Consider the following 20,559-nt stretch of genomic DNA (forward strand, 5'->3'; position numbering starts at 1 on the left):
GGGAGCCGGAAGTACGTTCCGACTCGGGAAGGGCGTCGCTCAGTCCGCCACGACTCGCCCCACGACGACGCCGTCGAGGAGAGCCAAGAGGGTGAACGCCGCAATGGCGCCGAGCATGATCCAGATGCCGTCGGCGGACTGGAACCACGTGGCCCAGATGCCGAACGCCGTGGCCGTCACGAGGAGGGCGTAGACGAACTGCCTAAGCTGCGGGACCGACGTCATAGTCAGCCAGTTGGATAGCAGCATTCGAAAAACTATCGCCGATCAGCCCCCGGCCGCGTCGCGCTCACGCCGGAGCTACACCACAAGCGGCTGGGCGTTGGTTCAGCGATTCGCCGTCCTGCCCACGAAGAATCCGTCGACGAAGACGAGGACGCTGAAGGCTGCGATCGCGGCTGGGAGGGTCAACCCCCCGTTGAGTGACGGCCACACCGTCCAGGCCACGAAGACGACGATGGCCGCGAGGAGCGCGTAGCCAAACAGCCGTCGGTTCGAAATCGACTCCATGCGATCGGCTTCGTCCGTTCCACACGAAAAGCTACCGTCGCCCCGTCCCGGCGGGAGTATTCCAGGCGGATCACTGCGCACGCCCGCGAGCGCAACCGCTGGTCTTTTTATGGGGTCGGGGGCTACCCACGGACGATATGTTCAAGGCCATCGTGGACGCCGAGACGCTCGGCGACGCGCTCGACGCGGTGAGCGTGTTGGTCGAGGAGTGCAAGATCCACCTCGAGGAGGACGGGCTCGCTATTCGGGCGGTCGACCCCGCGAACGTCGGCATGGTCGATCTCGAACTCGACGCGAGCGCCTTCGAGTCCTACGAGGCCGACGGCGGACTCATCGGCGTCGACCTCTCTCGACTGCAGGATATCGCGGGCATGGCCGACAAGGGCCAGCTCGTCGAGCTCGAACTCGACGAGGAGACTCGCAAGCTTCACACCCAGATCGACGGGCTCGAGTACACCCTCGCGCTGATCGATCCCGACTCGATCCGCCAGGAGCCCGACATCCCCGATCTGGACCTCTCCGCCGAGATCGTCCTCGAAGGCGCCGACATCGACCGCGCGGTCACCGCCGCCGACATGGTTTCGGACCACATCGCGCTGGGCGTCGACGCCGAGGCCGAGCTGTTCTACGTCGACGCCGAGGGCGACACCGACGACGTCCACTTCGAGCTCGATCCCGCCGATCTCATCGGTCTCGACGCCGGCGATGCCCACTCTCTGTTCAGCCTCGACTACCTCGGCGACATCCAGTCCGCCATCCCCGGCGACGCGGAGGTCACCCTCGAACTCGGCGAGGAGTTCCCCGTGAAGATCCACTTCGAGATCGCGGAGGGCCAGGGTCGCGTGACCTACATGCTCGCCCCCCGCATCCAGAGCGACTAGGTACTCGAATCTCGGTAGTCGGGGACGCACCTGTTCCCGCTATCCTCGGTCGTCCACGAGTGGCGAACACCGAAACCTCTCTTGCCGCGTTTTCCGCGAATTGCTCGTCAACAGCGACCCGCTTGGAAGCCCCCGACCGCTCGACTCGGGCGGCTCGCTGCGGTCCTCGGTTCGCTCGCTTCGCTCACTCACCTGCGGTCCTTGTGTCGCCGTCCGTCGTCCAGCGGTCGGCCCCTTCCAGTCCCACCCGGATCGAAATCCTCCTATCACGGTTCCGTGGATTGCGGAGGTTGTAGTTCCCCTGTGGGGTGACGCGGCGACCCCCGCTAGCAGGGAACGACACCGTTAACTCCCGAGTCGCGGTACCACGGCCAATGAGCGAGATCCGCAACGTCCTGCTGGTCAGCGTCGACTGTCTCCGCGAGGACGTGTTCAAGCAGGGCCTCGAGGAGGGCCTGTTCCCGAACTGCGCGGAGCTCTACGACGACTCTCTCGATTTCACCGAGACCTACACCGTCGCGAACACCACGGACCCGAGTCTCACTGCGTTCATGACGGCGAAATACCCCTTCGAGCACGGCGTCGTCGAGAACGGCTGGGGTCTGAGCGAGGAGCACGACACCGCCGGCGAAGGGTTCCAGGCAGCGGGGATGGACACCTTCGGCGTCGTCAGCGTCGACCACCTCGCCGCCGACCACTCGAAGCTCGACCGCGGGTTCGACCGGTACGAGGACGGCCAGGCCTACGGCCGCCTCTACCCGATCCTCTCGCGGATCTACGACACCAAGACGTTCAACACGGTCTTCGGCGCTGTCAAGAACCTCGGCATCGGCCGCTACACCGTCAAGAACCTCCTCCGCGATCTCGGTCTCATCTCGTTGCACTGCCGGAGCGCACGCGCCGTCACCGACGACGCGATCGACTGTCTCGACGACGTCGCTCCCCCGAGCGCCAGCGAGGGCGACGGCGAGCACGGCACCAACGACGAGGAATCGGGCTTCTTCGGCTGGGTGCACTACTTCGACGTCCACGAGCCCCGCAACGCCCCGCGGGACCTCCTCGACGACCACGACGAGTACACCGCTGCGATGATGCGCGTCGACGACCACGTCGGCGAGCTCCAGGCCGAACTCGAGGCCCGCGGCATCGCCGACGAGACGCTCGTCGTCTTCACCGGCGACCACGGCGAGGCGCTCGGCGAACACGGCTACGAGGGCCACGGCCGCACGCTCTACGACGAGGAGATCAACGTCCCGCTCGCGTTCGACCACGACGCGCTGCCGGACGAACAAATCGAGACGCAGGTCCGCACGATCGACATCCTGCCCACCCTCCTGTCGCTGGTGGATGCACCCCCACTCGAGGCTGCCGGCGAGCCGATTTTCGGCCTTCCCGAGGACGACACCGACTCCCCCGATCTCGATCTCGAGGACCGCCAGCTGTTCACGATGGCCTACCCCACCTTCGGCGACGCCGTCGCTACCCGGACGCCCGACTGGAAGCTCATCCGCGATCGGGAGGAAGACGCCGAGGAGCTCTACGACCTCGAGAGCGACCCCGAGGAGCTGGACGATCTGGCGAACGACGAGGGCGCCCGCCGCGACGCGATGGCCGACGATCTGGATCGCTGGCTCGCGGAGTTCGGCGAGATCGAACGCCAGGAGATCGATTCTGATACCGAGGAGATGCTCGCGGATCTGGGCTACATGGAGTAAGGCGGCTCGACCGAGCGCACCCCGCTGCCTCGCACCCGCCAGCGAGCGGTGCGGACGCCCGAGGAGGCACGTCGGCGAACTCCAGCCCGAACTCGAAGCCGACGTCCTCCCGGCGCATTCCTGCGATTCGCCCGACATCAACGGACCGAAACCAGCAGGTAGTGTTATCCTTCCGCGTCGCAGATGAGTGCCAAGCAACCACGCAACATGGCAGCGACTACCAGCGACGCGATCTGGGTGCCAACGTCGACGACGAGCCGCAGCTGGGGCACTTGTCGGAACTGTGCCCGAGCGGGCGGACGATCGCCTGCACACGGCGTTCGATACCAGCGCGCGGACGGCGCTCGAAGTTCTCGATGCCGAAAGAAGCGGCGACGGAAAGCGAACGAGCACACTGGCTTACCGAAACGCGAACAGCCGCCAGCGATCGCACTGTCGGTCAGCCGTCTGCGGTGTCCCGTGGCGCGATTTCGTGGCGCGGGAGGACGATCGTCACGACGCTCCCGGCCGAATCGCCCGTCTCGAACTGCACGGAGCCGCCCGCGCGGGTGGCGACGCGATCGACGAGCCAGAGGCCCATCCCGCTGCCGTGCAAGAGCGGGTCGATCTCGGCCTCGCCGTCGAGGATCGACCGCTCGGCCTCGGGGATCCCCGGACCCTCGTCCGCGACCCTGATTTCGACGATATCGTCGGCGTCGACGACGCTGACGCGAACCGTGGGCGCGTCGCCGTCGTCGTGGACGAGTGCGTTCTCGACCAGTTCCTCGATCGCCCGTTCGAGAACCGGGACCGTCCAGAGCAGTAGCTCCTGGGGAGCCTCCACGGCGAGGGTCGCCTCCGGGTGGTCCGCCGACGCGTCTGCCACGACGCGCCGGACGGCGCTGGCGACGTCGACCGACTCCTGGGACGGCGGGTCGGCGAGGAGGTCGACGATCTCGCGTTGCTTGTCCGTCTGTTCGAGCAGTCTGCGGGCAGAGTCCCCGATCTGCTCCGCTCCGTATTCGAGGTCCCCGCTCGTCTCGGCGGCGATCGTCTCGGCGTAGCCCAGGACCACGTTCAGGTCGTTGTGGAGGTTGTGCCGCAACAGCCGATCGAGCACGACGAGTTGCTGTTCGCGCTCGTGCTGGGCCGTGACGTCCCGCATCGTGGCGACGACGCCGACGATCTCGTCCTCCTCGAGTGGCTCCAGTCGACGATAGTGGATCTCGAACGTCTTGGCGGCGTCCGTGGCGTCGGTACGCGTCATCTGGTACTGCACCGTCTCGCCGTGGAGCACCGCCTGCACGCGCTGGAGGACGTCCTCCTTCTGGTCGGCGTCGATCACCTCGGCGAGGACCGCCTCGAGGCCGAGCCCACGCAGCTCGACGCCCTCGAGGCCGTGGAACGTCCGATAGGCTTCGTTCGCGAACAGGTACTCCAGGTCGGTGTCGACCGCGGCGATGAGGTCGGAGGCGCCCTCGATCGCTCGCTCGTAGTGGCGGAGCTGTTCCTCTCGTTGCTTCTGCTCGGTGACGTCCGTCTTCACCGCGACGAACGCCGAGATCTCGCCGTCGGCGTCGGTGATCGGTGCGATGGTCTGCTGGCCGTGGTAGAGCTCCCCGGACGCCCGTCGGTTGACGATCTCCTCCGACCACACCTCGCCGGCGAGGATCGTCTCCCAGAGGTCCTCGAAGTAGGCGTCCGACATCTCGCCGGAATCCAGCAGTGCCGGCGTCCGGCCGATCGCTTCCGCCGCGTCGAAGCCCGTGATCGCCTCGAAAGCGGGGTTGACGTAGGTGATGGTTCCATCGGGGTCGGTCATGTACACGGCGTGACCGGCGGCCTCGACGGCTCGGCGGAACCGCTCGAGCGTGCGTTGGGTCGCGTCGCGCTCGGTGACGTCTCGGATCACCAGTACGGCCGCTGGCTGCTCGAGCCACTCGACCCGCGTTCCAGTGACCTCCAGCAAGACGGCCGGAGCGTCGGCGTCGGCGAGGGTTGCGTCGACGCCGTCGAGGCGCTCTTCGCCCGCCTGGACGGCCGCGAGCAAGGCTTCGAGGTCGTCGAAGTCCCTGGAAAGCGGGTCGTCGCCGGGTGCGGAGTGCGGGTTGTCGCTGGAGCCGGAGCGCTGGCCATCGTCGGGGGCGGAGTGCTGACCGTCGTGATCGGCGGTGGAGCACCCATCGTCACCGTCGGCGATCGCATCGCGCACGTCGATCGAGAGCAAGTCGCTGATCGGGACGCCGGTCGCCGTTGCGGACGAGTGCTGCCCGAAGAGATCCGCACCCGCCTGGTTGCAGTACTCCACGCGGCCGTCTCGCACGACGACGATTGCGTCTCGGGCCGCGTCCAGCAGCGTCTTCGCTTGCGCCTCGGCGTCGACGACGGTCGCGTGATCGCGGTAGTAGCGAACGGCGTCGTCGATCACGGTCACGAGGCGATCCCACTCGTCGGCGTGGTGGTTCCTGGCGACGTAGTCCGTGACGCCAGCGGAGATCGCGCGACTCGCGACCGACTCGCTCCCGGCGTCGGTAAACAACACGACGGGGAGCTCGGGCGCCTGGGCTCGGACCGCCTCGAGCAGCGCGATGCCGTCGAGGTCGGGGAGATCGTGATCGGAGACGACGCAGTCGACATCGGGCGTGGCGTCGAGGTGCTCGATCGCGCTCCCGACTGCGGTCGCGGTCGTGACCTCGAAGTGCCCCTCGGCGTCGAGGCACTCCCGACAGTGCGCTGCCACTGTATCGTCGGCAGTGACGGCGAGGACGGTGACGGGGTCGACGCCGACCGCTGAATCCATTCGCAGGGTCTTGCGCCGCCTGAGATATACCCCTTCCGGGGAAATGCACCCGAATGCAGCAGGCCATGCCGGTTGTTCGTGGGGAACGGCCTGCGAGATCGGACCCCAGTACTACCGACGCACCGGGCCTCGGCACTATCGACGAATCGGGCCTCGGCAATACCACGCATTGTGCCCCTACCGCCGAATCGAGCAGCTCGCTGGCCGCACGGGCGACCGCGACCCCCGTGATCACCGCTCGGACGTCGATCCGGAGGTGGTGAACTCCGTGACCAGCCCCCGAATTTCGTCGACCGTCAGCACGCCGAGCAGCTGGCTTCCGGCCGCGTAGAACGCCAGCCCGATCCAGGGCAGCACGAACAGGTCGACCCACCACGGGCCCAGCGGGACGAGCACCCAGAGGAGCCCGATCGTCCCGAGTCCGAGTCCAGCCACGCGCAGGATCGGCAAGCCGTCGAAGGGCTGCAGATCGACGGTCCGCGCTGCCAGGACGTGCGTGATCGCCATCGAGCCGTAGGCGATCGACGTCGCGATCGCGGCGCCGACGATGCCGAACTCCGGAATGAGCACGAGATTGAGCACGACGTTCAACACGACGGCCGACCCGGTCGCGAACAGGAGCGTCCGGAGGTGGCCGCCGGCCTGCAACACGGGCCAGATGACTCGCGCGATCGCGAACCCGAGCACGCCCGGCAGGAGGACTCGGAGCGGCAGCACGCTCGCCTCGTAGGCCGGGCCGAAATACAGCGTCAGGAACTGCTCGCTCAGGACGAACACGCCCGCCACGAGGAGCACCGTGATCACGACGACGTAGCGCAACATCCGCGAGAGCAGGGCAGTCAGCTCCGAGGTGGCCTCTTCCTCCCACATGACGGCGGTCGACTGGATCATCACCTGCTCCATCGCGACGGAGACGACCCACATGAACTCAGAGACCTGCAGCGCCGCACGGTAGTGGCCCGTTGTGGCCGCTCCCTCGAAGTAGCTCACGAGCAGTATGTCGACCTTGTACATGCTCGTCAACAGCAGTACGAGCGCCATCGTCTGGACGCCGAACCGGAGGAGTGGCCGGGCGTAGATCGACAGCGCGAGCCGCTTCGGCGAGGGGACGAGTCCGGCCTCCCGGAACGCCAGAAGCGTCGAGAGCACGCCGGTCAGGAGGAACCCGGTCGCGAACCCCGCGAACACGCCCGGAACGCCGTACCCCTGCGACGCGAGCGTCAGCCCAACGACGGCCAGGATCACCGACCGCACCGGGATCAGCGGCTCGACGACCGCCTCGCGCTTGTAGGCGTGGAGGACCCCTCGGCCGAAGTAGTAGAACTGCTCGCCCACGACCGCGCCGAGCATCAGATACAACGCGGCGCGAAGTGCGCCGTCGGTGAAGATCGTGAACCCCACCGCCAGCAACGGAATGCCGACGACGAGCATCCCCGCGTGGAGAGCGAAGGAGGTCGCGATGACCCGGCCGCGTTCCTCGCCGTCTTCTCGGCTCGCGAACGTCTTCGTCGCCTCGAAGAGGCCCATATTCAGGATCTTCCGGCTCGGTGCGAAGATCGCCATGACGAGGGCGTATCGGCCGAATCCCGCCTCGCCCACGGTGCGGGTGAGGACAGGAATGAACGCCGCGAAGATCAAGAGCCGCCCGAGATCCCCCGTGAAGACGGAGAGGTAGCCCTTGAGGATCTCGTCGTCGTCCGCCATTACTCGACGTATCCCAGATCCCGCATCTGCTGTTTGAGGTCCTCGTCGACGTCGCCGCGCTCGGCCTCGATCGTCTCGCCGTCACGGGAGAGTTCGAGATCGGCGTCTTTCGCCACGATCTTCGTCTCGAAGTCCTGCCACGCGAGCGTCGCCGAGCCGTGCCACGGCGCGACGGTCAGCGCGTGGTCTCGGCCGGCCTCGCCGTCGGCCTGCTCGCTCTCGGGCCGGGCCGCGTTCGTCCGAACGTCCTTCCCGTGCCATTCGGATGGAATCGCGTCGGGCCCGGCCTGGTCGGCGAGGATCGACGGCGCGATGTCCAGCGAGGAGAGGGGCTCGGCCAGTTCGAGGTCGTTCGTCGCCGCTGGAACCGTGATGAGCGCGTCCGCCACGCGGCCGCGCTGGGGCTGGTGGAACCAGTGGCCCTCTTCGCCGAACTCGTCGCCGTGATCGGAAGTGAACACCACAATGGGGTCCTCGCTGTCGACGGATTCGACGAGCCGTTCGATCTCCGCGTCGGCGCGTTTCAGCGTGGCGCGGTACTTCTCTTCGATCGTCGCTTCCTCCGCGTCGGTCAGTTTCTCGGGTTTGAACAGCGCCTTCCGGTCGATCTCCTTGGGCACGGCGTCGTCGCCCAGCCCGTACGGCCGGTGGGTCCCCATCATGTGCAGCCACATGAACCGCGGGCCGGACTCGTCGTTGAACGCCTCGATGGAGTGGTCGATCAGCTCGTCGTCGGGCAGCCGGTTCGAGAGCTTCGCGTGGGGCGGTTTGAACCGGTGGTACACCTTCCGGACGAGATCGAACTGCGAGGCGAACTGCCGGATCGGATTACCGCGGTTGCCCGCCTCAGAGAAGTGGTGGTAGACGTCGAACCCCCGGTCGAACCCGAAGCGGGCGTCGGTGTGTGGCGAGGAGGAGAGCCCGATCGTGGTGTAGCCGGCGTCGGAAAACGCGTCGGCGACGGAGGGCTCCATCACGCGCGATTCGACCGCGCCCTGGTAGTTCGACGTGAGGAGGCTCGCGAGCGACGGGCGGGTGTAGTGGGCGCCCGTGATCGTCTCGTGGTTGTCGAGATTCGCGGAGACGTAGGGCATCGCGTCGAGGAAGTCGTAGCGTACAGAGTCCGCAGATACGAGGATAACGTCTCTCATTGGGTGAATGACCGCGGGAGCGTCACTTCAGTCCTGCGCTCTGGAGGCTGAATTAGACTTGTGGGTGAGGTCTCGTCGTTCGAGCGGGAACCACGACGGCAACCGACAGTCCGGAAGCCCCCTCCCGCTCGTCCATTCTATCTCGCTGCGGTCCTCGGCTCGCTCCGCTCGCCTGCGGTCCTTACGTCGGTAGAATGGACGAGCGGTCGGCCCCTTCCAGTCCCACCCTGTGGTCATTCCCTGGGAGTATGCTGCGGTGGAGAACTCGGGTCGCTACGCGTGCGCCGGGTCAACGGAGCGGTCGCCGAGTGGAATGTCGACGTCGATCGAATCGTACGGGACGAGGGGTCGTTTCGCTCGGCCGTCCTGCTCCAGTTCGATCAGTGCGTACTCTTTGAGTTCGCGGACGTTCGCGAGTACGTCCGGCGGGTGACGACATACAGCCACAGGTCCGTCAGGCGGATTGATGGAATCGTTCGCTGGCTCAGTCAAATGGCCCCGACCACGATCTCAGAGATCGAACCCACGACCGTCCCCCAGACCGACACTCCCGTCGTCATCGCGAGCACGGTGTCCGCGGCGAAGAAGGCGAAGATAGCAGCGCCGGCGAAATGCGCTTTCCGGAGGTCGATCCGGTGTGCGAAGCGGTGGAAGGCGTAGGCGTTCAGGAGGCTCACTGGGACAATCACGAGCATCTCGCCGATCCAGATCGCCGAGCTCGCGCCGTAGGTCGCCGCGAGGCTGATCGTGATCAGCTGAGTTTTGTCGCCGAACTCGCCCGCGGCCATCATCGCGAAGATCGAGCAGAAGGAGCCGACCCGGCCGCCAATAGAGCGCCCGAAGACGGAAATCTCGCCGCCGACGTCGGGCGCGATCTGCCCCGGGGCGCCGATCCCGCCGTCCGTCTCGGTGTCCGAAGCCGTGCCTGCTGCGGCATCCGTCGTCCCCGTGCCCCACTCGGCGTCCGGCTCTGGAGCCGAGCGGACCAGCATGATCGCGAACAGCACGAAGAGGACGACGGTGAACCCATCGAGAACGATCGCCGGAAGAGCGCGCTGGATCGCCTCGCCGAACGCGATTTCGAGTGCCGTCCAACCTGCGAAGGCCGCCCCCGCAGCGCCGACGACCAGCAAGGGATCGTAGCGCGTCGAGAGCCCCGCGATGATGAACTGCACCTTCTCCCCGGGCAGCACCGTCAGCTGGGCGATCGCAGCGATCACGACGATCTCGACGAAACCTGCCATCGCTACTGGATCGCCCGCATTGGTGAAGAATTAGACGCGTCGAATGTAGGCGTTTTGCTCCCCGAACTCCCGTCGAGCGGGGTCTTCCCCCAACTGCAGGGTTACTGCACGGCCGCCCGCGATGCGCGGTGCAGGAGCCGAACGGCGATCGCGCCGAGGACGACGTTGAAGACGACGAGCACGGCGATCGCCGGGACGATCGCGTTCCAGGCGCCACCGAAAGCCGTCACGTCGATCACCGTCATCACGTCCTCGCCGAGCACGGCGGCACGGACGCCGTCGACGCCGTAGGTGATCGGGTTCACCGTCGCGACGGTATTGATCCAGTCGGGCAGGACCTGCAGGGGCAGGAAGGCGCTGGAGACGAACAATAGCGGGAACGTCAGCGAGTTCGAAATGAGGATCGTCGCCTCCTTGTCCCGGGTGACCAGCGCCACGATGTTCGAGAACGACATGAACGCCCCAGCAAAGAGGATCGTGATCGCGAGCACGCCGAGGAAGCCCGCCACGCCGGTTTCGAGGAACGTTCCCGGTCCGTCACCGGTCTCGAAGTACAGGAGGACGGCGCCACAGCCGAGGATGATCGCCGTCTGGACGACGATCCGGACGACCTCGGAGAACACCTTTCCGAGGAACATTGCGCCGCGGCCCATCGGCGACGCCAACGTCTTCTCGAACATCCCCGAGTCCATGTCGATCACGAGGCCGATGCCCGAAATCGAGGCCGCGGCGAGCGCGGACTGAACGACGATCGCCGGCGTGAGGTACGTCACGTAGCTGACGTCGGCTCCGACGGCGTTGGTGAGCGCGCCGCCGGCGACGGCCCCGAACACCTCTGCCATCAGCACGAAGAAGATCACCGGCTGGACGAGGGACGTGAACGTCACGAACGGGTTGCGCGAGGTCTTGACCAGCCAGCGCTTCACGCTGATCCAGATGTCGCCGATGGCGCGGTGCCCTGTGCACGCTGGGGCTGCGCCTCGATCGCAGCAGCGCGGGTCTCCACCGCGTCCGTCCCGCCAGCGGATGCCGCAGCAGCGGAGTCGTCGCTCATCGGGTCACCTCCTCGGCACCGTGGCGTGACTCGCGTCCCGGTGCGGTCGTCTCGGTTTCTCCCTCGTCGATCGCTTCGCCGGTCAGCGAGAGGAAGACGTCGTCGGGCGTCGGCGACCGCACGTCGACGCCGGTGACCGTGAGCCCGGCGTCGTGGAACGCGACGAACAGCTCCATCACGCCGGTCCGAACGTCGCTTGCGGTGATCGCGAGGCCCTCGTCGGTTCGCTCGACGGTCGGATCGTCGAACGCGTTGGCCGAGCGGACGACCGACGCGGCGTGGTCGCGGAGCTCCGTACCCCTCGCGGGGCCGGGGTCGTCTGTTCGATCCGTCGCGCCACGCTTCCCGGTGCTACCCGAGTGCTCGGCGTCGTCGACGCCAGCGAGGCTCATCTCGAGCACGTCGCCGCCGACGGCGGCTTTCAGCGCCGCGGGCGTGTCCGTCGCGACGACCTCGCCGTCCTGGAGCAGGGCGATCCGGTCACACAGCCGGTCGACTTCCTCGAGGTACTGCGTCGTCAGGAAGACGGTGGTCCCGGCGTCGTTGATCGCCTCGAAGTAGTCCCACAGTTCCATGCGCGCTTGGGGGTCGAGCCCAGTGGTCGGCTCGTCGAGGAAGACGACTGGCGGCTGGTGGACCAGGGCGTTCGCCGCGTCGAGACGCTTCGCCATTCCGCCGGAGAACGTCTCGGCGAGGTCGTCTGCCACGTCGGCGAGGTCGACGACGTCGAGCAGTTCGTCGACGCGCTCCTCGCGCTCGGCCGCCGGCACCCCGTGGATCCGCGCCGAGAAGCGGACGTTCTCCCGGGCGGTCAGCTCGGGATCGACGCTGGTCTCCTGGGGCATGTAGCCCACGTACTCGCGGACGGCCTGTGCGTCTTCGACGACGTCGTGGCCGTGGACGGACACGGAGCCTGCTGTCGGGTGTAACAGCGAGACGAGCGTCTGGATCGTCGTCGACTTTCCGGCGCCGTTCGGACCGAGGAAGCCGAAGCACTCCCCGGGTTCGACGGCGAGGTCGACGCCGCTGACTGCCTCAGTGCCGTCGGCGTAGGTGACGTGGACGTCCTCGGCGCGTATCGCTGCGGGGCCGCCGTCGTTACTCCCCGTGCTGGCGGCGGTGTCAGTTGGCTGGCCGGTGCTCGTGGATGGTGCATGCTGTGATTGCATGGAGTCGACACCTCCACGCCGTCACCGGGAATATCCTACTCTCAGCCGTGAAGCCGTTTATAAGCACCTCCAACCAGCCGGCCCCGAACTGGAGGAAGGTTCGGCGCCGGACGGGGAATCCGACCAGAATTGTATATCGCGGAATGTGATTTATACCTGTCTCGGGCCCCGATTCGCGGACAGCGAAATTCGAGTTCAGCTGACCCGAGACCGTCGATATCGGGGATTCGGCGAGAGTAGCCTCAATTTTCGGTGCTCGAACACGCTCGCGATTGGGGGAGCAGAACGCGGAAGTCGGACAGCCGCGACCAGCAGCCGTCGAATCTTTTTGTCACTGGCAAGCCAACGTCACGGTTGCAATGTCCCAGTTCGAGACCTTGGAGTGTCGAAACTGCGGCAAGTCGTTCAGAGCCCTCCCCGAAGCGAACGCCGGGACGAAACGCCTCTGCAGCCCGGCCTGCGAGACGGCCCAGTTGGCCGTGTGAGGCCACCGATCGCGGGCCGCTAGTCCGTCAGAAAATCGACGACGGGCGCCATCGTTCGTGCTGGGCTCTCGAGGCCGGTGTGGTCCACGCCCTCGACGAGACGACTCTCCGGAAGTCGATCGTGAACCGCACGGGCGGCGTCTGTGGGAAAATCGGGACTGTGCTCGCCCGTGAGCACGATGACCTCCGGATCGACGTCCAGCGTCTCGGGGAGTTCGTGGACTCGACCGCTTCGAACTCGCGGTGCGTGACCGACGCGAGTTCGATCATCTCGGGCCAGTGGGGCATCGCCTCGACCTCATCGATCCCCGTCATCACGCAGGATGCCAGTCGCATCGCGCCCTCCCGGTCGCCGTCGTCGAGCAGGTCGGCCATGCGATCTGCGGCGTTGCAGGCGCGATACTCCTCGACGAGGATCGCCGGCTCGAACACGACGATTTCCTCGAGGTCGACGACGTCGCGCGTCGCGAGTTTGGGCGCAGAGCACAGCGAAGGGTGGCCAAACAGGTTGCTCGCGTCCGTGGCTTCGATCACTGCCTCGACGTCCTCGGTTTCTCGCTCGAACGCGTAGGAATCGGATGCGTCCCCACTCTCGCCGCGACCGCGCCGATTTATCGAGGCGAGTGAGCTCACTTCCCGGGGGTGTGGCAGGTGCGGCAGCCAGCTCTCCTGGGGCCCTGTCGAACCGTGGACGGGGACCACTGGATCGGGAGGTCGACCGACAGCAGCGGCCAGCGCTGAGGGTCTCGCTCCCGGTCGCCGTGTATTTCGAAGCCGATCGCGGTGCCGTCCGTGGATTTCGTGGTCTGCATGAGCAGGAATAGCTCCCCGGTGAACCCCCTCAATCTCGCTCTAAACTGTATGTCGCTTTATTAAATCGGCTTGTGCCCCGGCACCAGGCGCATCCAGGCTACCGGCGATCAGCGTACGCTGTGCCCGGCGCAGCCGCTCGGACGCGGAGGCCGCCGAGATCCCGAGTTTTGCGGCGACGTCGGCGAGCGTCGCTCCGCGCGGCACCTCGAAGTAGCCCAGCTCGAAGGCCGTCAGCAGCGCCTCTCGCTGGCGATCCGAGAGCGCGTCCGTCGCGGGCGTGCCAGTCTCGCATTCGGGCGACTCGACGAGGCGGTGGATCGTGACGCTGTGCTCCTCGCGCCAGAACGACCAGTAGTTCTCGAAGGCCGCCCGGTCGGCGCAGCGCCGGCGCTGCCGCCAGCCGTCCCGAACGACTTCTACGTGTTCGAGGACGGCCTGTGTCGCCGCGAGTCCCCGCAAGCGCTCGACGTCGGAGATCGCAGGCCCGAGCTGTTCCTCCATCGTCGGCGCGGGGACGATCCGGTACCGGCGAGCGTCCGCGTCGGCGGCGAGGCGGACCGTCTCGGCGACGAACGGAGACGCGTCGAGGGCCGCTTCGGCCTCGTCGAGGTCGGGGCCCCGGATCGTGACCGCGAACGGCGGCGGGCCGCCCTGATTGGGCTGGCCGACCTGGACCGTCAGGGTGGCCTCCGGCACGCGGGCCGAAACGTCGACGAGCGGCAGGCTGTCGCAGTGGACGGTGTACTCGGCGAGATATCCCATGGACCAGCGTGCTATCTGCCGGAATTGCAAAAATTCGCCGAAACCAGTTCGAGAATGTGAACGACCCCCGTGGAGGGCGAATAGAGGAGCGAGCGGAGAGCCGGCCGCGAACGTCCTTACTCGTCGCCGGGGCTGTAGTTTGGCGCTTCGTCAGTGATGACGACGTCGTGGGCGTGGCTCTCGGCCTGGCCGGCGGAGCTGACCCGCACGAACTCGGATCGCTCTTTGAACGCGGGAATCGACTCGGCGCCGACGTAACCCATCCCGGACTGCATCCCACCGGTGAGCTGGTGGAGCTCGCTCTCGACGCTGCCCTTGTACGGCGTCGCCGCCTCGACGCCTTCGGGGACGTACTCGTCATCGTCTTCGGGCTCCTCCTTGAGGTAGCGGTTCTCCTCGGAGTCGCCGCCGGCCATCGCGCCGACGGAGCCCATGCCGCGGTACTGCTTGTAGCGCTTGCCGTTCATCGTGACGATCCGGCCGGGCGCTTCGTCGGTGCCGGCGAAGTAGCTCCCCAGCATGACGGCGTCGGCGCCGGCGGCGATCGCCTTGATCGCGTCGCCGGAGTAGCGGATGCCGCCGTCGGCGATCACGGGCACGTCGTACTGGCTCGCCACGTCGGCGACCTGCGCGACGGCGGTGATCTGGGGCATGCCGGAGCCGGAGACGATCCGCGTCGTGCAGATCGAGCCGGGGCCGATGCCGACCTTGATTCCGTCTGCGAAATCGACGAGTTCGCTGGCAGCCTCCCGGGTCCCGACGTTACCGACGACGACGTCGGCGTCGACCTCGTTCGCGATCTCGCGGGAGCCGTCGATGACGTTCCGGTTGTGCGCGTGGGCGGTGTCGATGAACAGGATGTCAGCACCGGCCTCGTCGGCGCGAGTTGCTCGCTCGGACTCGAAGGGGCCGACGGCGACGCCGACCAGAAGACGGCCCTGCTGATCGCGAGCGGCGTTGGTGTGCTCGCGACGCGCGAGGATTCCCTGCATCGTGATGAGGCCGATCAGCCGGTCTTTCTCGTCGACGATCGGGACGCGCTCGATCTTGTGCTCGTACATCAACTCGAGGGCCTCCCGCGCGCCGACGTCCCCGCCGGCGGTGATGACCTCGTCGGTCATCGCTTCGCTGACCTCGTCGCGCTCGCCGACTTCGAGATACGGCCGAACGTCCGTCGCGGAGATGATCCCGAGCACGCGGTCGTCCTCGTCGATGACGGGGGCGCCGGAGACGCCCTCCTCGTCCATCATCTGGTCGACCTCGCGGACGGTCTGGTCGGCGGTCGCCGTCACGACGTTCTCGCGGTCGATCACGAGTTCGTCGGCGGTCTTGACGCGCTCGACGTGTTCGACGGTCTCGTCGACGTCCATGTTCCGGTGGAGGACGCCGAGACCGCCCTGTCGGGCCAGCGCGGTCGCGAGATCTGCTTCGGTGACGGTGTCCATCGCCGCAGAGAGAACCGGAACTTCCAGTTCGACGTTGGTAGAGACGCGCGTCGACAGATCGGCCTCGTCGGGTTCGACGGTACTCTCCTTGGGTCGCAGTAGAACGTCGTCGAAGGTCAACGCCTCCGGGACGCGTAGCTTCTCGGTAAAGGGCTCCGTGGTAGGAACGTCGTTCGCCATGTAGTCGGTCCGCCGGGATGAGTGAAAAACGTTGTGAGACCGCCCGAGCGACCGAGCGAAGCGAGGGAGCGAGGGCGGCAGTCACTAGCACAATCCGCGGTGCGGCGGCGGTTGCGGGGCTGTGCGGCGGCGGTTGCGGAGCGGTGCTGTGCGGTGGGAATGCGGGGCCCTGCGGCGGCGGTTGCTGGGGCTGTGCAGCGGCGGTTGCGGAGCGGTGTTGCGCGGTGTGACTGCGGGGCCCTGCGGCGGCGGTTGCGGAGCAGACCTGTGCGGCGTGACTGCGGGGCTCCAGTACGGGTGCGAGGAGCTGTACGATGCGCCTCCGGGTGCGAAGTAGAGCTGTGTAGTACGGTTGCGGAGGTGAAACGACCGACAGCGACCGACAGGGCTCTCAGGACCCCAACGATTACGACCCGACCGGCAGAACCAGCCGGGTATGTGCCCCGACGTCTGCGGGTCGATCGACCGGCTCTTCTACGACCATCTTTCCGGCGACTGGGATTCGCTCCAGCGCTGGGCGTGGCTCTATCTCCACGTCTGCATCCTGCTCGCGACCGTCCTGCTCGGCTACGCCGTCGCTCGCGGGGAGTACCTGCTGACGGCCCTGCTGTGTCCGTTCCCGGTGTTCTACCTCTACCGGCGGTACACCTACGCCCGTCCGAACCCGTAATCTGCCGAGCCGCCGACCGGTCGACCTCACGGTCGGCTTCCGTTCCCGTCGGGCGGCGATGATCCGGCGAGCAGCCAGTACCGATCGTTTGAAACGTCACGGGGGAACAGCAGCAAACGATGACTGCAGACCGCGTCCGTCGTCTCCTCCGCACGGACCGGCTCGCTCGCTTCCTCCACATTGGCTCCGTCCGGCAGGCGCTCCAGCGCGATCGGCTCCGCCAGCGCGCACGCGAGAACCCGTGGCTAACGGTGCTGCTCGTCGCCGCGACGGTCCTCTTCTTCTTCGGGATCTGGCGGGTCGAGCCCCATCAGCTGATCCCCGACGAGTCCGGCGCAGTCGGGCAGCCGTTCACGCTCATTCAGGGCCGTCCGGGGCTGACCTCCTTCGAGAAGGGCGGCAATCTCCACATCTGGCTCCTGTTACTCTCCTATCTGCCGGTCCTGCTCGTGATCGGCACGTATTGGGTCGTGACTGGGCAGTTCGGCGCGAACGTCGAGAACGCCCAGGCGCTCGCGGAACACCAGCACGGCACGCAGTGGGACGTCGCAAATGGAGCCCTCGTCGACGCCTGGACGGCGCTGGTGACGGCCGGACGGTTCGTCTCCGCGACGGCGGGCGTCCTCGCGGTCCTCGCCGTCGCTTTGCTCGCCCGTCGGCTGTACGGCCGCCCCGCAGGGGTGCTCGCGGGAGCGACCCTGACCGTGAGTCTCGGCTTCGCGCTCACCGCGAAGTACGCGACCGAGGACGTGCTCGCCGGCAGTTTGTTCGTCTGGACGATCTACCCGATGGCGGTCCACCACGACACCGGCGAGGATCGACCGCTCCTGCTCGCGGCGGGCGTCGCGGGACTCGCGATGTCGGCGAAGGCGACGACGGGCATTCTCGCGATCCCGATCGCGTACTACGCCCTCCGTCGGTACGACATCGACGAACTGGTGCGCTGGCCGGCGATCCGGGAGATCGCCCGCTACCCGGCGGCCGCGATCGCCGCCTACGTCGCGACGACGCCCTCGCTGTTGATCAACCCCGACCTGTACGTCTCGGAGCTGGCTCGGTACGGCTCCGTCCGGGCCGGCGAGGCAGCCTATTACGCGCATCCGGATCCGGGCTACCTCGCCCACGCTGGCCACCTCGCGACCGCGCTCGGTGCGCCGCTGCTCGCGCTCGCGTTGGTCGCGACCGTCGGCGTACTCGCGCTGACCGCCACCGGGCGGCTCCACCGGTTCACCGCGGTACCACTTGGACTCGCCGTGCTCTACTACGTGATCATCGCGAGCTGGGGCAACATTCAGTACAACCGATCGCTCCTGCTCCTCCCGCTGCTGGCGCTGTTCGTCGGGCTCGCGGCGGCGTGGGCCACCGACGCGGAGCGGCGTCCTTCCGTGCGCCGGGTGGCCGGGCCGATCGTCGCGATCGTCCTCCTGCTCTCGCTGTTCTACACCGCCAGCGGCGCCGCGGTCTGGAGCACCTCCCGCGCCGAGGCGACGGAGTGGACCCACGACACCCTCGAGGACGGCGACACCGTCACGGTACTCGGTCAGCGAACCTACCTGCCGGAGTTTCCGGAGGGGGTGAACGTCTCGCGGACCGTCGTGGACCCGATCTACGACGCCGACAACGCGACGGCGAAACAGCGGGCGATCGCGCGGGTGGAGTGTAACCGCCCCGAGATGCTGGTGTTGACGAGCTTCCACTACCAGCGGTATTTCGAGGATCCCTCCGTCGCACCGAACGTCACCGCACTCTACGAGTCGTTGCTCGCAGAGGAGGACTACCGGATCGTCGCGAGCTTCGGACCGTCGAATCCGAACCTCGCCGGCGACGCAGCGACGCGGTTCGAGCGCGCGCTCGCGCTGGAGCCACCCGCACGGAACACGAACAATCCGCGGATTCTGGTCATGGAGCGCACCGCCGATCCGGTCACGGACTGCCCTGGATTGGAGAACTAGCCGCCGCCTCCGCCCGCACCGCCCCTGCGGTCAGTTCTCGCCGTCGCTGCCGTCAGCTCTCGCCGTCGCTGACCTGCCAGTGCAGGAGTACGCCGTCGTCGACGCGCTCGACGCGCTCCAGGTCGAGATCGACGAACGAATCGACGTCTCCGAACCCCTCGCCGTCGACGAGCGTCGGCGCGTCCCGGCCGCCGATCACGGTCGACCCGACGAACACCGACAGCTCGTCGACGAGGCCGGCCTCGAAACACGAAAAGAGCAGTTCTCCACCGCCTTCGACCATGATCGACTCGACGCCGTGATGGGCCTCGAGTAGCTCGAACGCCGCGGCCAGATCGACGCGCTCCTCGCCGGCGACGATCACCTCGGCACCCGCCGCCGCCAGCCCGCGCCGGCGATCGGCAGGTGCGGCTTCCGAGACGAGGACGTAGGTCGTCGACGCGTCATCCTCGCGCTCGTCACCCTCCACGCGCTCATCGCCGCCCTCGCTCCGCTGCGAGCCGTCGAGCACGCGGGCGTCCGTCGGCGTTCGGGCACGGGAGTCAGCGACGACGCGATCCGGGTTGGCAGTCTCGCCCCGCTCTCGCCGCGCCTCGTGACGGTCGGCGTCGACGGTCAGACTGGGATCGTCGGCGAGGACGGTCCCGACGCCGACCATCACGGCATCTGAGTCCGCGCGGAGGCGATCGACGCGCTCGAAATCCGCCTGGCCGCTGATCGGCACCTGCGTTCGGTGGCGCGTCGAGAGCTTGCCGTCGACGCTCGTCGCTGCGTTGACGCGGACGTGCACGGGGAGCGGTAGCGGCGGGCGGGGCAACGGCGTTTCGGTTCTGTGGGCGCTGGATGTCGATCGGGAGCCCAACCGAGTCGAGGGGTTCGTTGGCGATCGGGGATCGCTCGGGGTACGCGGTCGGCCGTGCTGCGCGCAACGAGCCTTAGGCCGTCTCGGGCAGGATCATCTCCACGACGCTTCCGCCTCCATCCCGTTCGTAGAATCGAATCTCGCCGTCGGACCGCTGGACGGTCCAGTAGACGAGCCAGAGTCCGAGCCCGTTGCCGTGCTCGAGGGCCGTCTCCGCGGACGAGAACAACACCGCCGACTCGCTGGCCGGAATTCCGACGCCGGTGTCGGCGACCGAGATGACGACGCCCTCGTCGGTCCTGCGACAGGAGGCGGTGATCTCCACGTCGGCGGGGTTGTGAACGACGGCGTTGTCGAGCAACTCGTCGATCGCCTCCGGGAGCCCGACGTTGGCCGTGACGGCGAGGTCGGTCGTACACTCGATCGACACGTCGACGTCGGGATTGCGCTCGCGGAGTGCCGACACGCGGTCCTGGAGGAGCGTCGTGCAGTCGAACCGTCCGGTACCGTCCTCCTCCCAGATCTCGGCGATCCTGCGGGCCTCGTGGCTGGTCTCGAGCAGGTCGTTCAGGTGGCGCCGAACCAGCTTCACCTCGGCGGCATCGTCGACGTCCTCGAGGTAGCCAAGGACGATCGTCACCTCGTTCCGGAGGTTGTGCCGAAGCACCCGCTGGTTCACTGTCAGTAGCTTCGTCAACGCCTGGTTACGTTCGTAGGACTCCCGGTATTCGACGGCGTAGACGTTCGCGCGGCTGCCGACCGCGGTGCCGAGGACGAACGCGAAGACGACGATGAACTGCGACTCCTGAGCGCCGCCGTGGTCGACGTGCCAGATCAGCACGATAGCGAACGCGAGCAGGACGAAGGACGCGGCGAAGCCACAGGTGTAGACGAACGCGTCGATAGCGCCGCGCTCGGAGAGCGAGCGATCGGGGAGCTCCCGGCCCGTATAGGCCGTCAGCACGGCGAGCGTGACGAGGATAACGACCTCCAGGGTGGTGCCGATGGCCGGGCCCTCGAGGACGAAGTGAGCGCTGGCGAGGCCGAGTCCAACGGCGCCGAGGGCGTAGAATGCCAGCCTCGGATCGAACCGTCCGGGCCGTAGCACACGCTCGCCCACTCCCATTGTCACTTGTCACCACGCCAGTGACTTAAGCGATCACCTGGTCGGGGGAGCCTGCAG

Annotated in this window: 20 protein-coding genes; 5 read left to right on the plus strand and 15 right to left on the minus strand. The window is 67.2% G+C overall.

Annotation, left to right across the window (positions count from 1 at the left end; genetic code table 11):
* Positions 1–39: 39 nt before the first annotated feature.
* Positions 40–225 carry a hypothetical protein gene (locus tag MXF70_RS04155; RefSeq protein WP_248517716.1) on the minus strand — a complete coding sequence of 62 codons (186 nt, stop codon included), beginning with the start codon at positions 223–225 and terminating at the stop codon, positions 40–42.
* 102 nt (positions 226–327) lie between these two features.
* Positions 328–510, minus strand: coding sequence for a hypothetical protein (locus MXF70_RS04160; protein WP_248517718.1), 183 nt, complete (start codon positions 508–510; stop codon positions 328–330).
* A gap of 137 nt (positions 511–647) precedes the next feature.
* Between MXF70_RS04160 and MXF70_RS04165 the strand changes: the two genes are divergently transcribed.
* A complete protein-coding gene (locus MXF70_RS04165; protein WP_248517720.1) occupies positions 648–1,391 on the plus strand; it encodes a DNA polymerase sliding clamp in 744 nt (247 codons plus the stop codon).
* 374 nt (positions 1,392–1,765) lie between these two features.
* Positions 1,766–3,106, plus strand: a complete 1,341-nt coding sequence (locus MXF70_RS04170) for a sulfatase family protein (protein ID WP_248517722.1) — start codon at positions 1,766–1,768, stop codon at positions 3,104–3,106.
* A 439-nt stretch (positions 3,107–3,545) separates the two neighbouring features.
* Here MXF70_RS04170 and MXF70_RS04175 read toward each other — a convergent pair whose 3' ends face one another.
* The 8 genes from MXF70_RS04175 to MXF70_RS04205 all read right to left on the minus strand — a co-directional run bounded on the left by MXF70_RS04175 (position 3,546) and on the right by MXF70_RS04205 (position 12,207).
* Positions 3,546–5,885 (minus strand): PAS domain S-box protein, encoded by a 2,340-nt coding sequence (locus MXF70_RS04175; RefSeq protein ID WP_248517724.1) that lies wholly within the window; start codon positions 5,883–5,885, stop codon positions 3,546–3,548.
* A 231-nt stretch (positions 5,886–6,116) separates the two neighbouring features.
* Complete coding sequence (locus tag MXF70_RS04180; protein ID WP_248517726.1) at positions 6,117–7,589, minus strand: oligosaccharide flippase family protein; 1,473 nt, start codon at positions 7,587–7,589, stop codon at positions 6,117–6,119.
* The gene (locus MXF70_RS04185; RefSeq protein ID WP_248517728.1) at positions 7,589–8,740 is read right to left on the minus strand and encodes a sulfatase-like hydrolase/transferase; all 1,152 of its coding nucleotides are present in this window, start codon (positions 8,738–8,740) and stop codon (positions 7,589–7,591) included. The genes MXF70_RS04180 and MXF70_RS04185 overlap by 1 nt, the downstream gene beginning before the upstream one ends.
* A gap of 273 nt (positions 8,741–9,013) precedes the next feature.
* A complete protein-coding gene (locus MXF70_RS04190) occupies positions 9,014–9,232 on the minus strand; it encodes an HVO_A0114 family putative DNA-binding protein (protein WP_248517730.1) in 219 nt (72 codons plus the stop codon).
* Positions 9,229–9,984 carry a TMEM165/GDT1 family protein gene (locus MXF70_RS04195; protein WP_248517732.1) on the minus strand — a complete coding sequence of 252 codons (756 nt, stop codon included), beginning with the start codon at positions 9,982–9,984 and terminating at the stop codon, positions 9,229–9,231. Before MXF70_RS04195 ends, MXF70_RS04190 begins: the two co-directional genes overlap by 4 nt.
* 101 nt (positions 9,985–10,085) lie before the next feature.
* A complete protein-coding gene (locus MXF70_RS04200; RefSeq protein ID WP_248517734.1) occupies positions 10,086–10,910 on the minus strand; it encodes an ABC transporter permease in 825 nt (274 codons plus the stop codon).
* On the minus strand, positions 10,907–11,038 hold the full coding sequence (locus MXF70_RS15220) for a hypothetical protein (RefSeq protein WP_259370396.1): 132 nt from the start codon (positions 11,036–11,038) through the stop codon (positions 10,907–10,909). Before MXF70_RS15220 ends, MXF70_RS04200 begins: the two co-directional genes overlap by 4 nt.
* A complete protein-coding gene (locus MXF70_RS04205) occupies positions 11,035–12,207 on the minus strand; it encodes an ABC transporter ATP-binding protein (RefSeq protein WP_248517736.1) in 1,173 nt (390 codons plus the stop codon). Before MXF70_RS04205 ends, MXF70_RS15220 begins: the two co-directional genes overlap by 4 nt.
* A gap of 359 nt (positions 12,208–12,566) precedes the next feature.
* On the opposite strand from MXF70_RS04205, the gene MXF70_RS15225 reads away from it, so the two are divergent.
* On the plus strand, positions 12,567–12,692 hold the full coding sequence (locus MXF70_RS15225; RefSeq protein WP_259370397.1) for a hypothetical protein: 126 nt from the start codon (positions 12,567–12,569) through the stop codon (positions 12,690–12,692).
* Positions 12,693–12,719: 27 nt separating this feature from the next.
* On the opposite strand, the gene MXF70_RS04210 is transcribed toward MXF70_RS15225, so the two are convergent.
* From MXF70_RS04210 to guaB, 3 genes are all read right to left on the minus strand, one after another.
* Positions 12,720–13,325: a hypothetical protein gene (locus MXF70_RS04210; protein WP_248517738.1), complete on the minus strand. Its 606-nt coding sequence runs from the start codon at positions 13,323–13,325 to the stop codon at positions 12,720–12,722.
* A 219-nt stretch (positions 13,326–13,544) separates the two neighbouring features.
* Positions 13,545–14,267 (minus strand): helix-turn-helix domain-containing protein, encoded by a 723-nt coding sequence (locus tag MXF70_RS04215; RefSeq protein ID WP_248517740.1) that lies wholly within the window; start codon positions 14,265–14,267, stop codon positions 13,545–13,547.
* A 116-nt stretch (positions 14,268–14,383) separates the two neighbouring features.
* A complete protein-coding gene (guaB, locus tag MXF70_RS04220) occupies positions 14,384–15,892 on the minus strand; it encodes an IMP dehydrogenase (protein ID WP_248517742.1) in 1,509 nt (502 codons plus the stop codon).
* A 436-nt stretch (positions 15,893–16,328) separates the two neighbouring features.
* On the opposite strand from guaB, the gene MXF70_RS04225 reads away from it, so the two are divergent.
* Positions 16,329–16,562: a hypothetical protein gene (locus MXF70_RS04225; RefSeq protein WP_248517744.1), complete on the plus strand. Its 234-nt coding sequence runs from the start codon at positions 16,329–16,331 to the stop codon at positions 16,560–16,562.
* Positions 16,563–16,681: 119 nt separating this feature from the next.
* Positions 16,682–18,514 carry a glycosyltransferase family 39 protein gene (locus MXF70_RS04230; RefSeq protein WP_248517746.1) on the plus strand — a complete coding sequence of 611 codons (1,833 nt, stop codon included), beginning with the start codon at positions 16,682–16,684 and terminating at the stop codon, positions 18,512–18,514.
* 52 nt (positions 18,515–18,566) lie between these two features.
* On the opposite strand, the gene MXF70_RS04235 is transcribed toward MXF70_RS04230, so the two are convergent.
* Both MXF70_RS04235 and MXF70_RS04240 read right to left on the minus strand, forming a co-directional pair.
* The gene (locus MXF70_RS04235; RefSeq protein WP_248517747.1) at positions 18,567–19,304 is read right to left on the minus strand and encodes a 2,5-diamino-6-(ribosylamino)-4(3H)-pyrimidinone 5'-phosphate reductase; all 738 of its coding nucleotides are present in this window, start codon (positions 19,302–19,304) and stop codon (positions 18,567–18,569) included.
* A 145-nt stretch (positions 19,305–19,449) separates the two neighbouring features.
* On the minus strand, positions 19,450–20,502 hold the full coding sequence (locus tag MXF70_RS04240; RefSeq protein WP_248517749.1) for a sensor histidine kinase: 1,053 nt from the start codon (positions 20,500–20,502) through the stop codon (positions 19,450–19,452).
* Positions 20,503–20,559: the final 57 nt, after the last annotated feature.

It is taken from the genome of Salinarchaeum laminariae, from assembly GCF_023204835.1.
Lineage (GTDB): Archaea > Halobacteriota > Halobacteria > Halobacteriales > Salinarchaeaceae > Salinarchaeum > Salinarchaeum laminariae.

Excerpts from the sequence above, each read along its gene's own strand:
- MXF70_RS04155 (WP_248517716.1), bottom strand. The coding sequence starts at position 225 with ATGACGTCGGTCCCGCAGCTTAGGCAGTTCGTCTACGCCCTCCTCGTG.
- MXF70_RS04160 (WP_248517718.1), bottom strand. The coding sequence starts at position 510 with ATGGAGTCGATTTCGAACCGACGGCTGTTTGGCTACGCGCTCCTCGCG.
- MXF70_RS04165 (WP_248517720.1), top strand. The coding sequence starts at position 648 with ATGTTCAAGGCCATCGTGGACGCCGAGACGCTCGGCGACGCGCTCGAC.
- MXF70_RS04170 (WP_248517722.1), top strand. The coding sequence starts at position 1,766 with ATGAGCGAGATCCGCAACGTCCTGCTGGTCAGCGTCGACTGTCTCCGC.
- MXF70_RS04175 (WP_248517724.1), bottom strand. The coding sequence starts at position 5,885 with ATGGATTCAGCGGTCGGCGTCGACCCCGTCACCGTCCTCGCCGTCACT.
- MXF70_RS04180 (WP_248517726.1), bottom strand. The coding sequence starts at position 7,589 with ATGGCGGACGACGACGAGATCCTCAAGGGCTACCTCTCCGTCTTCACG.
- MXF70_RS04185 (WP_248517728.1), bottom strand. The coding sequence starts at position 8,740 with ATGAGAGACGTTATCCTCGTATCTGCGGACTCTGTACGCTACGACTTC.
- MXF70_RS04195 (WP_248517732.1), bottom strand. The coding sequence starts at position 9,984 with ATGGCAGGTTTCGTCGAGATCGTCGTGATCGCTGCGATCGCCCAGCTG.
- MXF70_RS15220 (WP_259370396.1), bottom strand. The coding sequence starts at position 11,038 with ATGAGCGACGACTCCGCTGCTGCGGCATCCGCTGGCGGGACGGACGCG.
- MXF70_RS04205 (WP_248517736.1), bottom strand. The coding sequence starts at position 12,207 with ATGCAATCACAGCATGCACCATCCACGAGCACCGGCCAGCCAACTGAC.
- MXF70_RS15225 (WP_259370397.1), top strand. The coding sequence starts at position 12,567 with ATGTCCCAGTTCGAGACCTTGGAGTGTCGAAACTGCGGCAAGTCGTTC.
- MXF70_RS04215 (WP_248517740.1), bottom strand. The coding sequence starts at position 14,267 with ATGGGATATCTCGCCGAGTACACCGTCCACTGCGACAGCCTGCCGCTC.
- guaB (WP_248517742.1), bottom strand. The coding sequence starts at position 15,892 with ATGGCGAACGACGTTCCTACCACGGAGCCCTTTACCGAGAAGCTACGC.
- MXF70_RS04225 (WP_248517744.1), top strand. The coding sequence starts at position 16,329 with ATGTGCCCCGACGTCTGCGGGTCGATCGACCGGCTCTTCTACGACCAT.
- MXF70_RS04230 (WP_248517746.1), top strand. The coding sequence starts at position 16,682 with ATGACTGCAGACCGCGTCCGTCGTCTCCTCCGCACGGACCGGCTCGCT.
- MXF70_RS04240 (WP_248517749.1), bottom strand. The coding sequence starts at position 20,502 with ATGGGAGTGGGCGAGCGTGTGCTACGGCCCGGACGGTTCGATCCGAGG.